Origin of the sequence: Bradyrhizobium sp., assembly GCF_049586575.1 — a bacterium.
Taxonomy (GTDB): Bacteria; Pseudomonadota; Alphaproteobacteria; order Rhizobiales; family Xanthobacteraceae; genus Bradyrhizobium.
The window spans coordinates 1-13,141 of the sequence record NZ_JBAVCF010000188.1 but is presented as its reverse complement, the minus strand read 5'-3'; the positions used below and the strand labels follow the sequence as shown (position 1 = coordinate 13,141).

Genomic DNA, 13,141 nt, shown 5'->3' with positions numbered 1-13,141 from the left:
GTCCGCTGGTGGCGCTTCTCATGTTCGGCGTGGGTATTCCCGACGCAAGCGCGGCCCACCGCGGAACAGGCGGCGCCGGCGCACCCAGGCAAAGCGTTATCACGCCGGCGCTCGCCGTGCTGACGATGTTCTTCCTGCTGCTCAGTCTCTCCAATGCGGGAATCAGTAATTTCGGCGTCGTGGCGCTGATGGGCGGATATGGCGCGACATTCTCCGCCGCCAACCTGGCGCTGACAGCCTATCTCGGCGCGAGCGCAGCCGGCGTTCTCGCGGGCGGATTTCTTGCCGACCAGACCGATCGCCATGGCGAAGTGGCCGCAGTCTGTTTCGCGGTGAATGCCGCTATCCTGCTGGTGATTGCAGTGTCGAATTTGTCCCAACCGCTCTTGATTGGATTGATGGGATTGGCCGGCTTTCTCAGCGGCGTCATTGCCCCCTCGCGCGACATGATGGTCCGCGATGCCGCCCCTCCGGGCGCGGCAGGCCGGGTTTTCGGCATCGTCTCCACCGGTTTCAATATCGGCGGCATCATCAGCCCGCTGCTGTTTGGCTGGATCATGGACCGGAACCTGCCGCATTGGGTGTTTGGCGGCTCGGTCGTGTTCATGGTGCTTACCGTCATCCTGGCGCTCGCCACGGAGCGCCGCCCCGAAAGAAGCAAGCCAGCGCACGCCTGATCCCGCGACTAGTGGAGTGGATTTGACATTCGCTTCCCTGTGGCCGCGCATTCGCGATACGAATGTCAGATCCAAAACCCCACTAGAAAGCTATATTTGCTGGTGGTCCATTGATTCAGACATTTGCAAAAGTGCCTGCCAGACCAGGATGCAATTGTTAGAATCGGACCATCAGGCAACCTTCGCCGTCAAGCGAATTTCGGGGGCCGCGCGGCAGCCATCAAACGCTCACGTTCGGTATTGGGCCAAAGCAACAACAGACCCATCACGCCAGATACAACAAGAATGACCGCGTTGATGGTGAAGCCTGTCATGTAGCCATCAAGCATCCCTGACGCGGTCTGGATCACATTGCCCATTACCCAAGGCGCCAGAATGCCGGCCAGCGTGTAGATCGCGCCATAGATCGAGATCACGGCGCTGCGCTGGGATACCGGCGTGAATTCGCTGATCATCGGCGCGCACACCACGTAGATTGATCCGGAAAGCCCCGAACCCGCCACCAGCAAGGCAATCTGCAGTCCCGCACCATCAACATGGGGGACGAAGGCAAGAATGATCCCTCCGACGATGAGCGGGACCGCACCCAAAACCCCGCGCGCAGCGCGCGTTGGAGAGCCGCGCACCGTCAGCACCTGCGATATCCAGCCAGTCATCAGCACGACGACGGAACCAAATATCCAGGGCAGTATCGAAATCAAGCCGGCCTGCTCCTGCGAAAAGCCAAGCCCCTTCACGATGAAGGGCGTGAACCAGGTGAAGCCCAGCGAGAGCGCCCAGTACGCGCCGAAGCTCGCGGCGCAGCAGCCGACGAAAGTGCGCGAGGTGAGAAGCCGGAAATAAGGGATGCGTTGCTCCTCCGCGACCGCGATCGCGGTCGGAACGAACGGTCCCTCCTTGCCGAAAACCAGCCAGGCCACCGTCCAGATCAGCCCGGCGACGCCGAGCGCTCCGAACGCATAGTGCCAGTTATAATGGACGATGAGCCAATTCAGCGCGGGCACCGCGAGGATAATCCCGAGGGCCGACCCCTGCGACAACACGGCGGTCGGCAGGGTCCGCTTCTCGTCGGGAAACCATTTGTAGATGGCATGCGCCGCGATCGCGCCCGCCGGTCCTTCGCCCGCGCCAAGAATGACACGGCAGATCAGAAGCGTCGTGAAATCGACATTGCTCATCATGGGGAACTGGGCGAGCGCCCAGATCAATGCGAGCGTCAGCAACACCCAGCGTGTCGCGATGCGATTGGTGAGGAAGCCGACGGCGACCGCCGAAATGGAAAACAGGAAGAAAAAAGAAGATCCGAGCAAGCCGAACTGCTCCGGTTCGAGCTTCAGGTCGGTCATGATCGGGACCCCGGCAAGACCGACCACGATCTTGTCCGCGAAGTTCAGCAGCATGAACAGAAACAGGAGAAACGCTATTCTCCAGGCCCCCTTCGGCGTCGGCTGGGCAGACATGGTCCCCTCGCGGTGGCTTTTCCGCAATTAGAACGGACTTGATGTGATGCTATCGAGGACGCAACGGAGAATCCATCCTACAGCAAGAACGTGATTCGCGGGGGCGTGATCTACGGCCACGGTGTTGCTATGCTCAACGACCAGTGAAGGAAATATCAAGGGTGCGTCGCTTCGCATGACATCGGACCGAAAGATCGTGCTGAGCGTCCGCAGTCTGACCAAGGCCTATTCTGCGGCCGGTGAACAGGTCGCGGTCCTTCGCGGGGTCAACCTGACGGTTGCGGCCGGCGAGCGGGTTGCCCTGACCGGAGAATCCGGCAGCGGCAAAAGTACGCTGCTACATTTGATCGCAGGGCTCGATCGGGCCGACGGCGGGACGATCGATTTTGCAGGGACGCCGATCTCGGACCTCAATGAAGCGGGCCTTGCGGCCTTGCGGCGCGACCGGCTCGGTCTTGTCTTTCAGCAGTTCAACCTGATCCCGAGTCTCAGTGTCCGGGACAATCTGGCGTTTCAGTCCCGCATCGCCGGACGCCACGATGCCGCGTGGCAGGCCGAACTCGCAGAACGTCTCGGGCTTGCCGGCCTGCTGGATCGTTATCCCGAACAGCTTTCCGGCGGCCAGCAGCAGCGGGTTGCAATCGGCCGGGCGCTGGCGGTGAAACCGCTGCTTCTGCTTGCGGACGAGCCCACCGGAAATCTGGATGAGGCGACCGCCGACGACGTGCTGGCGCTGACCCGTGACCTCGTCGCACAGACCGGCTGTGGTTTTCTGATGGTAACCCACTCAATCCGTCTCGCTGCGACGCTGGACCGCCATGTCAACCTCAGCGCAGGACTGATCGCGTGACGCGGAGCCTGTGGATTCTGGTTGTCCTGCTCAGCCACTGGCGGCGGCATCCGATGCAATTCGCGACCCTGCTGATCGGTCTCATCTCAGCGATCGCGCTGTGGAGCGGGGTCCAGGCGCTGAACCAGCAGGCCCGGTACAGCTACGATCGCGCGGCCGCGGCCTTCGGCGGCATCAGAACCGCGACGCTGGTGGCCCGCAACGGAGGGACCTTCTCGCAGCAGCTATTTGTCGATCTGCGCCGTGCCGGTTGGCCGGTGTCGCCGGTTCTCGAGGGCCGTATCCAGATCAATGGACGCGCATTCCGCGTACTCGGCGTCGAACCCGTTACGCTGCCGGCGGAAGTCGGTGACACGCCGGCTATTGGCAGCGATCTACAGGCCTTCGTCATGCCACCGGGAGAGACGCGTGTCGCGCCCGAGACTCTCGCCGAGTTGGGCTCCAGCGAAGGCGCCTCACCCGAAGCGAGCAACGACATGAGACTGCCGCCGCTTCATCTCGCCCGGCAATTGGCGCCGGGAATACTCGTGGTCGATATCGGCATCGCCCAGCGGCTGCTGAAAATGCCCGATCAGGTGTCGCGTCTGTTGATCGGCAAGAACAACGGTCCGCGCGCGGCGCTCGAATCCGTTGCGGGCGACAAGCTCCGCCTGGTCAAGCCCGATGCAGAGACCGATCTCGAACGCCTTACCGACAGCTTTCATTTGAACCTCACGGCGTTTGGCCTGCTCTCGTTTTTTGTCGGCTTGTTCATCGTCAACTCGGCGATCGGGTTAGCGTTCGAACAGCGGCTGCCGATGTTGCGAACCTTGCGCGCCTGCGGCGCATCTGCTCGCCAGCTCAACACGATATTGGTGCTTGAACTGATATTTTTCGCGCTCGTCGCCGGGCTCGTGGGAATGGTTGGCGGCTATCTGATTGCGGCGGCACTGCTCCCCGATGTTGCCGCATCGCTACGTGGACTCTACGGCGCGCAAATTCCCGGACAGCTCACGCTGCGGCCGCAATGGTGGGCGGCCGGACTCCTCATCAGCGTATTGGGAGCGCTGCTGGCCGCGACGGCGAGCCTGGTGAAAGCGAGCCGCCTGTCTGTGCTCGCGGCTGCGCAGCCGCAAGCCTGGCGTCAGGCGCAGCGCCGATGGGTCGTTCTGCAAGGGATCGCTGCGCTTGTCGTGTTCACCGCCGCCCTCGGCTTTCTCCAGTTCGGCGATTCCCTTCTTGCCGGTTTTGCCGTGCTCGCGGCCATGCTGCTGGGCGCGGCGCTGGGACTGCCCTTGATTCTGGAGCTGGTGCTGGCGGGCGGCCAACGCCAGGCGCGAGGCGCGCTTGCCGCATGGTTCTGGGCCGACAGCCGCCAGCAGCTTTCGGGCTTGTCGCTGGCGTTGATGGCGCTGTTGCTGGCGTTGTCGGTCAATGTCGGCGTCGGCACGATGGTCGAAAGCTTCAGCCAAACCTTTGTCGGTTGGCTCGACGGGCGGCTCGCCGCCGACGTCTACATCAATGCGTCCGACGATGCGCAGGCCAAAGCCGTCACCGCCTGGCTGCGCGAGCGTCATGACGTCACCGCCATCCTTCCCGGTGGCCGCGCCGAGACGCAACTCGCAGGCGCGCCGCTGGAACTTTTCGGCCTTCCCGACAATCCCACCTACCGCAATCGCTGGCCCCTGCTGCGATCCGCCGGAAATGCCTGGTCGCGGCTTCGGTCAGGCGACGCCGCTTTCGCCAGCGAGCAATTGGCGCTGCGTTCGAAGCTTGCGATCGGCGATACCATCGAAGTGCCGACACCGAACGGCAACTGGAGGATCCGGCTGGTCGGCATCTATGCCGATTACGGCAATCCCAAGGGGCAGATCGCGGTGAATTTTGACGCGCTGACCAGCCACTTCCCCAATATCCCGCTGACGCGGATTGGCTTGCTCGCCAATCGAACCGCCGTCCCTGCGCTGATGTCGGGCTTGCGCGACAAGTTCGGATTGGACGAGCGCAACCTGATCGACCAGGCAACGTTGAAAGCGGAATCGAAGAGCATCTTCAACCGGACCTTCGCGGTGACCGCCGCGTTGAACGGCTTCACGCTCGGCGTTGCCGGCATTGCGTTGTTGACGAGCCTGCTCACGCTCGGCAATTCCCGCCTGCCCCAGCTTGCTCCTCTCTGGGCCATCGGGATCACCCGACGTCAATTGGCTGTCATCGAACTTCTCAAGACGATGTCGGTTGCGCTGATCACCGCCCTGCTTGCGTTGCCGCTCGGCCTTCTGGTCGCCTGGTGCCTGATCGCGGTGGTGAACGTGAAAGCATTCGGCTGGCGCCTGCCGTTTCATGTCTTTCCGTGGCAACTGGCCGAGCTTCTCACCGTGGCCATGACGGCCTCGCTGGCCGCAGCCGCCATCCCGGTCTTAAAACTGGTTCGGCTGCAACCGGCGGCGCTGATCAAGGTTTTCGCCGATGAGCGGTGATTTCAGACTGTCACGCCGCGCGTTCGCCGGCGGCGCACTGTTTTCGGCGCTGACTCAAGGGGGCGCGTGGGCGCAAGGCTTTGCCGGGCTCGGCATGAGCGGCAAAGGGTTTGCCCCGGTAGTACCCGGCAAGAAGCTTGTCTTTCCCGACGATCACGGTCCGCATCCGGACTTTCGCATCGAATGGTGGTACGTGACGGCCAATCTAACCGATGCGGCCGGATCGGCTTACGGCGCGCAATGGACTTTGTTCCGACAGGCCATGGCCCCCGGCGCGCAAGCTGAGGGCTGGGCCAATCAGCAGATATGGATGGGAAATGCGGCGGTGACCCGTGCCGACACCCATCGCTTCAGCGAAACGTTCGCCCGCGGCGGCGTTGGACAGGCGGGCGCCGAAGCTTCGCCGTTTCATGCCTGGATCGATGCCTGGCGAATGCGTGGGCGCGAGGGGATGAATAGCAACACCCTTTCGCCGCTCGAACTAAACGCCGCAGGCCCCGATTTCGCCTACACCCTGCGTCTCGAAGCCGACCACGCCTTGGTTTTGCAAGGTGATGCCGGCTACAGCGTGAAATCAGAACAAGGCCAGGCTTCCTATTACTACAGCCAACCTTATTTCAAGACGACCGGCAGCATCACCATCGACGGCAAACCGGTTGGGGTCACTGGTCTTGCCTGGATGGATCGCGAATGGAGCAGCCAGCCGCTCGCTTCCGATCAGACCGGATGGGACTGGCTGTCGCTGCATTTCAGCGAAGGCCAAAAGCTCATGCTGTTTCGGCTGCGCCGCGCGGACGGTCGTCACTTCACCTCAGGCAAATGGTTCGCGCCGGATGGAAATAGCCGGCAGATCGCTCCATCCGAGATCGGCATGACGCCAAGGGTTTCGACGAACATTGCGGGACGCAACGTCCCAACCGCCTGGGAAATCGCGATCTCATCCTTGGAGCTGAAGATTTCATGCGCCCCGGTCAATGCGAAATGCTGGATGGGAACGCGCTTTCCCTATTGGGAAGGACCGATCAGTTTCTCCGGAAGCCACAACGGGGTTGGATATCTGGAGATGACAGGATACTGAAGACGGGCCTTAAGACGCCGAAGGGAAGTTCGCGATGTTTCATCTGACGGCCCTCGTCACCTGCCTTGCGACCCTGACGTATTTCCTGATCAGTTTTCAGGTCGGCAAGGCGCGCCAGAGCTACGGCGTCAAGGCGCCGGCCGTGTCGGGCAATCCGCAGTTCGAGCGCATCTATCGCGTGCAGATGAATACGCTGGAGTGGATGCCGGTTTTCCTGCCCGCGCTCTGGCTGTTTGCCATTTATGTCAGTGACGCGATTGCGGCAGCGCTCGGCGTCGTCTGGATTATCGGGCGTATCCTCTACATGATCGGCTATGCGAAGGCCGCCAACAAACGCGGGCCGGGCTTTGCGGTCCAGGCCAGCGCCACTATCATTCTCTGGATTGGCGCGACGATCGGTATTCTTTGGCGCCTCATTCACGCGTGAGGCACGACGCTTACGCCCCAGTATTGCAGTTAGTGATTAGTCGAAACAATTCAGCCAGATTAGTCGAAACAATTCAGCCAGTTGAAGGCTCCACCATTATTTGACTTCGGACATTTCTCGCGTTTAAGTGACCTTCGTAGCAACAAGGTCGCACCGCCTTATTTAATTTCATCAGCGCCTGAGTGCTTCTGCGCGAAGGTTGTAGCGAGCTCCCTACATGAATGCTTTTTTCAAACGCCAGCTTGCGGATTACGTCGAATATCACCGCGATCCCTGGAATTGCACGATGCATGTTTTCGGCATCATCGCATTGTTCTTTGCCGCGATTCTTCCTCTCAACCTTGTTCCGATTCAGGTGCTGGGGGTGCATACGACGCTGGCATCGATCATGGTGTTGCCGGTGCTTGTGTACTGGTTGACGCTGGATGCCGCGATCGGCGCAGCCATTCTCGGCGCGGCCGCGGTGCTGCTTTCGGCGGCCGCCTTTGTCGTGAGCCATGCGAACACCACTGTCTTGTGGTCGGTCACTACGATTTTGATCGTCGTCGGCATTGGCTTCCAGGTGATCGGGCATCGGGTATTCGAACGCCGTCAGCCGGCATTGGTCGATAACCCGTCCCATCTCCTGCTCGGGCCGATGTTTGTGATGACGAAATTATTCATCGCCCTCGGATTTCGGCGCGATCTGGCGGCCATCATCCAGACCGTCCAGCCGCAAATACAGCGCGGCTCATCATCCTTCGCCGAGGAACATCAGGTCGAGCCGCTATCACGTTCATGACCAGGGTACTCGTTACCGGCGGCACCGGCTTCATTGGGCAGCACCTTGTGGCGGCACTTGTGGCGCGAGACCGCAAGGTCCGGGTCCTCGACCGCCGCTCTCCGCTCTGCGCCAGCCCCGGCGTGGAATACGTATCGGGCTCGGTGCTGGATTCTGGTCTGGTGGATGAAGCGCTCCGCGGTATCGACGAGGTTTATCATCTCGCTGGCCTTCCGGGCATGTGGCTGCCCAAGAAGAGCGACTTCCATGCCGTGAATTTCCAGGGAACCGAAGTCGTTATTGCCGCTGCGCGCAGGCGTGGCGTAGCACGCTTCCTTCATTGCTCGACCGAATCCATCCTGTTCAGGCCGGCCTCGATGCAACAAGGCAGCGGCGAGCGCAGCCTTTTGCCGCCCCAGGCCATGCCCGGCCTTTATACGCGATCGAAGATGCTGGCCGAGCAGGCCGCGGCACAGGCGGCCGCGACGGGGTTTCCAGTCGTCATCGGCACGCCGACCATGCCGATCGGACCGCACGATCACAACCTGACGCCTCCCACCGCGATGCTGCAGCATTTTCTGCACGCACGCGTACAGATGTATCTCGATTTCATCGTGAACCTCGTCGATGTGCGCGATGTAGCTACCGGCCTGATCCTGGCGATGGAGCGCGGGCAAACAGGCCATCGTTACATCCTCGGCGGAGAAAGCATTTCACTGAAGAAGATCCTGAAGCTGATGGCGGCCATCAGCGGGCGAAGCCCGCTCGCCATTCCGGTGCCCGGCAAGCTCGCGGAAGCGTCCGCCGCCGTGCTGGAATTCATTTCGGATCACATCACGCACCGGCCACCATCTGGCACGGCCGAAGGTGTAAGGATCGCGCTTAGGGCTACCGAACTCTCGATCAAAAAGGCGCAAACAGAACTTGGCTATGCGCCACGGCCGATTGAGCCGGCGCTGCGGGATACCATCGCTTACCTGCTCAGCGCGCCGAAAACGTCTTGAGGCGGTAAGCCACTCGATTGCTTCGGCTTTCTAGAAATTTGCCAGCGTTGTCCGATCGGGAATATAAGGTCGGGCATGATGCATGACCCAAACCCGTTTATTGCCTTCGTATGGAGCGGTTGGACCGCAACCTGGCCCACCGCATTATTGGCGCTGATCTGGGCCGCCTGGCTTCTCAGCTGGCTGATAGGTTCGTTCTTCTCCGGCCGCACCGAAAAACACGTCAGGACCTGGGACTCGCGGGCTTACCGCTTTCCCATTCTCATCGGCGCGATCCTGCTGACGCCCTGGACCGCCCAAATCCTCGGCGAGAAGCCGTTGTGGCAGATCGGCACGACCGGCATCTACATCCTCGCAGCGCTGACCGCGGCCGGGTGCCTGTTCACCTGGTGGGCGCGCATTCACCTCGGGCGCTTCTGGTCCAATGCCATCACGCGCAAGGAAGGCCACCGCGTCATCGACACCGGACCTTACGGCATGGTTCGTCACCCCATCTATACCGGGCTGATCGGCGCCATGATTGCGACGGGCGTTGCGGTTGGAACCGGGACCGCCCTGCTCGGCACCGCCATGATCGCCTTCGGCCTCTGGCAAAAGGCTCGCATGGAGGAAGGCTTCCTCACGGAAGAACTCGGCGCGGACGCCTATGGCTCTTACTGCCATCGTGTTCCGATGCTGGTGCCGTTCCTGCCACAGCGCTGAAGCCTTGCCTCAAACGCCGGAAGACGTTTGAGGACGCCAATCATCAACGCTTTGCCGGCTGCGGCGCCGATGCCTCGACCAACGGTTCGAGATGACGCGGAACGACGACACGTTCGCCGGGAACCAGCGGCGTACGGTCCGCGCCCTTGTTGACCTGCATGACCGACCATAACGGAACATGATAGGCAGACGCTATCGACTGCAGGCTGTCCCCCGGGCGTGCAAACACTGCCATGCCGCTGTCCCAGAGATCGATGTCCGCTTTGGCGGGAACGACGCAGCGAATGGGCACGGTGCCGCCTTCAGCCTTTGCTGCGGCGAGCTGAAGGACTTTGGTCACGAGCTGCTGCTGCACCGTGTCCAGCTTCTCGATATTGATGTGCGAAACTTCGTCGTGCAGGGAAAGATCGAAGCTCGCGTAATGGCCGTGGTACCCCGATTTCGGCTTGACGTCGCCGCCGCCAAGCACGCTCTTCGACAGAAAGATGTTGATGAAGCGGTCGACGTTGAGCGGAACGTCAGGCGTCACATGCGCCGGGTCGATGGCGACGACGAGATCCGCGCGGATACCCTCGGTCTCCAGAATTTCCGCAAACTTCACCGCGCAAAATCCACCCATCGAATGCCCAATCAGCACGATCGGCGCCGGGTTTTCGCGATATTCGTTGATTGCTTGTGCCGCGATCAGGCGGCAAATGGTGAACTCGTATACGTTGGCGGTGATGCCGGCATCCTGGAGCTTTTCGGTCAGGCGGTCGATCCCGCGCGAGAAGAACGGCCCCAGGGCCCCGCGAAAAAGATAAGCCCGCGCGCGCGGCCCGGTCGTCGTTGGGGGCGACGATATCAGCGCCTCGGTCGAAGCGGTGATCGGCTGCGCTGCGGTCGGGGCAAAACCGGCACCAACCAGCGAGAACAAACACAGCGTCCCGACAAGGACGGCTGCAACTCGCGCCGGATTGATGATGCGCTCCACGATCCGTCCTAACGCTGGAAGCCCCGTAACGGGCCGCCGTTACCGGCGGAGCCGAAGGGCAGGAAAGGCGCAATCGATGCGCGTTCCCGCTCCTTTTGCGAGGACGAGTTGGTGGAATTGTGGCATCTCGAGGCCGTCTTCAGAGCAGACGACGCCGCAAACAGCGCAGTCTACCGCACCAGGCCCGGCGCTGCGGACACTTCTTTATGGCGACCGCCGAAAACCACGGCATCGATGTCGCCGATCACCCGTCGCTGCATGATCTGGTTCTTCTCGATCGTGATGTGTCCGACACCGGGAACATTCTGCACATTCACGTTCTCGAGCTCCCCGTGCAATTGCTTCGTCGGCGCGACCGGCTCTCCATTGCCGTTGCCGATGTAGTAGTTGATGTAGCGTCCGACGCGACCGGAAAGGCTGGTGCGAAATACCGAATCGAGACCAATCGCAAGCTTCACCGGAGCGCCTTGCTGACTGAGACGCTCGACCATGTCGGGCAGCACCGTAGCGCCGGAAGAATGCCCCACCAGAATAATCGTCTTCACCCGGCCGCCGCGGTAGTCCGCAGCCGCTTCGTCGGCGAGCGACGACCAGCCGAGATAGTTGACGACGGTGACCGGGATACCCTGGGCCTGCAGCTTGGCCGCGATGTCATCGAGCCCAAGTGAGAAAATGTTGAGCACGCCGCGCAAGAGGTAGACGTGGGCGCCGTTGGCGCCTGACATCTGCACTGCATGGCTTTCCGCTGTCGCGATCGGCAGCGCGAGCAGCAGCAACGCCACCGCCGTGGGCTTCAACGACCGCAACCACCATCGGCCGGGCAAGCGGTTGAGAAATTTCGTGGTGCCGCCGGATAATGTCATGGGTTCCCTCGCGGAAATCAGGTGGCCGGAACGTAGACTCGGCACGCTCGCATCTGCAACAAAAAGGCGCATTGAGAAGGCCATTTCATGCGCGCTGCGTGTCCCGATTGCAACACACGGACATCTCCAGATACCCTCCGGGGGCGCGCTCGCTTTTGCAAACGTGACGGCTCAAAAAGCGGCGCCAAAATGGCGCCGCTTCGCATCGTCGGAATAACGCCGCCGGTTACTTCGTCAGCGGGCAACCGCTTTCCTTGGCCGTGAAGAAAGCCTTGTCGCCGGGCACGACCGCAATCTGCTTGTAATAGTCCCAGGGCTTCTTGGATTCCGAAGGCTTCTTGACTTCGAACAGATAGAGGTCGTGAACCATGCGGCCGTTTGCGAGCACCTTGCCGTTATCCGTAAACGCGTCGTTGACCGGAAGTTCCTTGAGCTTCTTGACAACAGCGTCCGAATCCTTGGTGCCGGCTGCTTTCACCGCTTTGAGATATTGCAGCGTCGCCGAGTAGGTGCCGGCATGGATCATGCTCGGCATGCGGCCGGTTCGCTTGAAGAATCGCTCCGAGAACGCCCGCGTCCTGTCGTTCTGGTCCCAATAGAAACCTTCCGTCAGCACCAGGCCCTGGGCCGCTTCAAGCCCGAGCCCGTTAACTTCGGAGATCGTCATCAAGAGAGCGGCAAGCTTCTGGCCACCCTTGACGATGCCGAATTCTGCCGCCTGCTTGATCGAGTTGGTAGTGTCGAGACCGGCATTGGCGAGCCCGATGATCTTGGCCTTCGAACTCTGGGCCTGCAGCAGGAACGAGGAGAAATCCGAGGAGTTCAGCGGGACACGAACCGCACCCAGCACCTTGCCGCCATTGTCCTTGACGATATCGCTGGTGTCCTTTTCCAGCGCGTAACCGAACGCGTAGTCTGCGGTCAGGAAAAACCAGGTGTCACCGCCTGCCTTGGCCAGCGCGCCGCCAGTGCCGACTGCAAGCGCACGCGTGTCATAGGCCCAATGGAAACCATAGGGCGTGCAGGCGTCGCCGGTGAGACGCGAACTCGCAGCGCCCACGACAATATCGATCTTCTTCTTTTCCTTTGAAAGCTCCTGCACCGCCAGCGCAACCGACGATGTCGTGAGCTCGGTGATCATGTCCACGCCGTCGACCTCGTACCACCGTCGCGCGATGCTGGTGGCAAGGTCCGGCTTGTTCTGATGGTCGGCCGTAACCAACTCGATCTTCTGGCCCAGCACGGTGCCGCCGAAATCCTCGATCGCCATCTTGGCTGCTTCGACGGAATACTTGCCGCCGTAATCGGCGTAGACGCCCGATTGGTCGTTCAGGATGCCGATCTTGACGCCCTGCGCCAACACCGGCGTCGCAATCAACAGGCCGCAAGCCGCAACAGCCGCCGGCAATAGTTTCAAACTCATAATCTTGCTCTCCGGATTTTTGTCGGCGCCATGATATTTTATTACCTTTGCCCTGCCCACCCACTTTGAATGAGCCAAAAGTAGGGTCCCGCGGGCGCCGCATGCTGTGGCAACCGCCGCCTGCAATCGCGCGGTTAATTCACCGGAACCGTCCTTTTCTGCTCCGAGCGGTCCGCAAGATTGCGCACCACCATGTAGAAGATCGGCGTGAACACCAGCCCGAAGAGCGTGACGCCGAGCATACCGACCGATCTGGGTCAGGTGACATCCTGTCCCATGATGCGCACGCCAAGCGTCGCCGCCAACCGCTTCATGATGTTGATCGCCGTTGTCGAACTCGTTCCTGGCGTCGATTCTCCCTGAAGCTCAGATGCCGGATAAAGATTGTAGCGTGCGACCCGGTCGGACCCCGAAACATCGCGGAAATCGACCACGCTGCCCAGCATCACCAGGTCGCCGGCGGTGTTG

Annotated in this window: 13 protein-coding genes; 8 read left to right on the top strand and 5 right to left on the bottom strand. The window is 61.3% G+C overall.

Annotation, left to right across the window (positions count from 1 at the left end; all coding sequences use genetic code 11):
• On the top strand, positions 1 to 677 hold a 677-nt coding region (locus WB528_RS07250; RefSeq protein ID WP_423887739.1), incomplete at its 5' end, for an MFS transporter.
• A 188-nt stretch (positions 678 to 865) separates the two neighbouring features.
• Here WB528_RS07250 and WB528_RS07245 read toward each other — a convergent pair.
• Positions 866 to 2,137: an MFS transporter gene (locus WB528_RS07245; protein WP_423887738.1), complete on the bottom strand. Its 1,272-nt coding sequence runs from the start codon at positions 2,135 to 2,137 to the stop codon at positions 866 to 868.
• A 196-nt stretch (positions 2,138 to 2,333) separates the two neighbouring features.
• On the opposite strand from WB528_RS07245, the gene WB528_RS07240 reads away from it, so the two are divergent.
• From WB528_RS07240 to WB528_RS07210, 7 genes are all read left to right on the top strand, one after another.
• Positions 2,334 to 2,987, top strand: a complete 654-nt coding sequence (locus tag WB528_RS07240; protein ID WP_423887740.1) for an ABC transporter ATP-binding protein — start codon at positions 2,334 to 2,336, stop codon at positions 2,985 to 2,987.
• Complete coding sequence (locus WB528_RS07235) at positions 2,984 to 5,443, top strand: FtsX-like permease family protein (protein WP_423887737.1); 2,460 nt, start codon at positions 2,984 to 2,986, stop codon at positions 5,441 to 5,443. The genes WB528_RS07240 and WB528_RS07235 overlap by 4 nt, the downstream gene beginning before the upstream one ends.
• Positions 5,433 to 6,521 carry a lipocalin-like domain-containing protein gene (locus WB528_RS07230; protein WP_423887736.1) on the top strand — a complete coding sequence of 363 codons (1,089 nt, stop codon included), beginning with the start codon at positions 5,433 to 5,435 and terminating at the stop codon, positions 6,519 to 6,521. Before WB528_RS07235 ends, WB528_RS07230 begins: the two co-directional genes overlap by 11 nt.
• Positions 6,522 to 6,555: 34 nt before the next feature.
• Positions 6,556 to 6,948: an MAPEG family protein gene (locus tag WB528_RS07225; protein ID WP_423887735.1), complete on the top strand. Its 393-nt coding sequence runs from the start codon at positions 6,556 to 6,558 to the stop codon at positions 6,946 to 6,948.
• 217 nt (positions 6,949 to 7,165) lie between these two features.
• Positions 7,166 to 7,729, top strand: coding sequence for a DUF962 domain-containing protein (locus tag WB528_RS07220; RefSeq protein WP_423887734.1), 564 nt, complete (start codon positions 7,166 to 7,168; stop codon positions 7,727 to 7,729).
• Positions 7,726 to 8,712, top strand: a complete 987-nt coding sequence (locus WB528_RS07215; protein WP_423887733.1) for an NAD-dependent epimerase/dehydratase family protein — start codon at positions 7,726 to 7,728, stop codon at positions 8,710 to 8,712. Before WB528_RS07220 ends, WB528_RS07215 begins: the two co-directional genes overlap by 4 nt.
• A 75-nt stretch (positions 8,713 to 8,787) precedes the next feature.
• Complete coding sequence (locus tag WB528_RS07210; protein WP_423887732.1) at positions 8,788 to 9,414, top strand: methyltransferase family protein; 627 nt, start codon at positions 8,788 to 8,790, stop codon at positions 9,412 to 9,414.
• 43 nt (positions 9,415 to 9,457) lie between these two features.
• Here WB528_RS07210 and WB528_RS07205 read toward each other — a convergent pair whose 3' ends face one another.
• The 4 genes from WB528_RS07205 to WB528_RS07190 all read right to left on the bottom strand — a co-directional run.
• A complete protein-coding gene (locus WB528_RS07205; protein ID WP_423887731.1) occupies positions 9,458 to 10,387 on the bottom strand; it encodes a LysM peptidoglycan-binding domain-containing protein in 930 nt (309 codons plus the stop codon).
• 170 nt (positions 10,388 to 10,557) lie between these two features.
• Entirely contained in the window at positions 10,558 to 11,250 is a 693-nt protein-coding gene (locus tag WB528_RS07200) for a hypothetical protein (RefSeq protein WP_423887730.1), read from the bottom strand.
• Positions 11,251 to 11,476: 226 nt separating this feature from the next.
• Positions 11,477 to 12,673, bottom strand: a complete 1,197-nt coding sequence (locus tag WB528_RS07195; RefSeq protein WP_423887729.1) for an ABC transporter substrate-binding protein — start codon at positions 12,671 to 12,673, stop codon at positions 11,477 to 11,479.
• Between the two features lie 257 nt (positions 12,674 to 12,930).
• On the bottom strand, positions 12,931 to 13,141 hold a 211-nt coding region (locus WB528_RS07190), incomplete at its 5' end, for a hypothetical protein (protein ID WP_423887728.1).

Bases quoted from the DNA above. Each gene is read 5' to 3' on its own strand.
- WB528_RS07230 (WP_423887736.1), top strand. From the start codon at position 5,433: ATGAGCGGTGATTTCAGACTGTCACGCCGCGCGTTCGCCGGCGGCGCA.
- WB528_RS07215 (WP_423887733.1), top strand. From the start codon at position 7,726: ATGACCAGGGTACTCGTTACCGGCGGCACCGGCTTCATTGGGCAGCAC.
- WB528_RS07210 (WP_423887732.1), top strand. From the start codon at position 8,788: ATGATGCATGACCCAAACCCGTTTATTGCCTTCGTATGGAGCGGTTGG.
- WB528_RS07200 (WP_423887730.1), bottom strand. From the start codon at position 11,250: ATGACATTATCCGGCGGCACCACGAAATTTCTCAACCGCTTGCCCGGC.
- WB528_RS07195 (WP_423887729.1), bottom strand. From the start codon at position 12,673: ATGAGTTTGAAACTATTGCCGGCGGCTGTTGCGGCTTGCGGCCTGTTG.
- WB528_RS07220 (WP_423887734.1), top strand. From the start codon at position 7,166: ATGAATGCTTTTTTCAAACGCCAGCTTGCGGATTACGTCGAATATCAC.
- WB528_RS07245 (WP_423887738.1), bottom strand. From the start codon at position 2,137: ATGTCTGCCCAGCCGACGCCGAAGGGGGCCTGGAGAATAGCGTTTCTC.
- WB528_RS07225 (WP_423887735.1), top strand. From the start codon at position 6,556: ATGTTTCATCTGACGGCCCTCGTCACCTGCCTTGCGACCCTGACGTAT.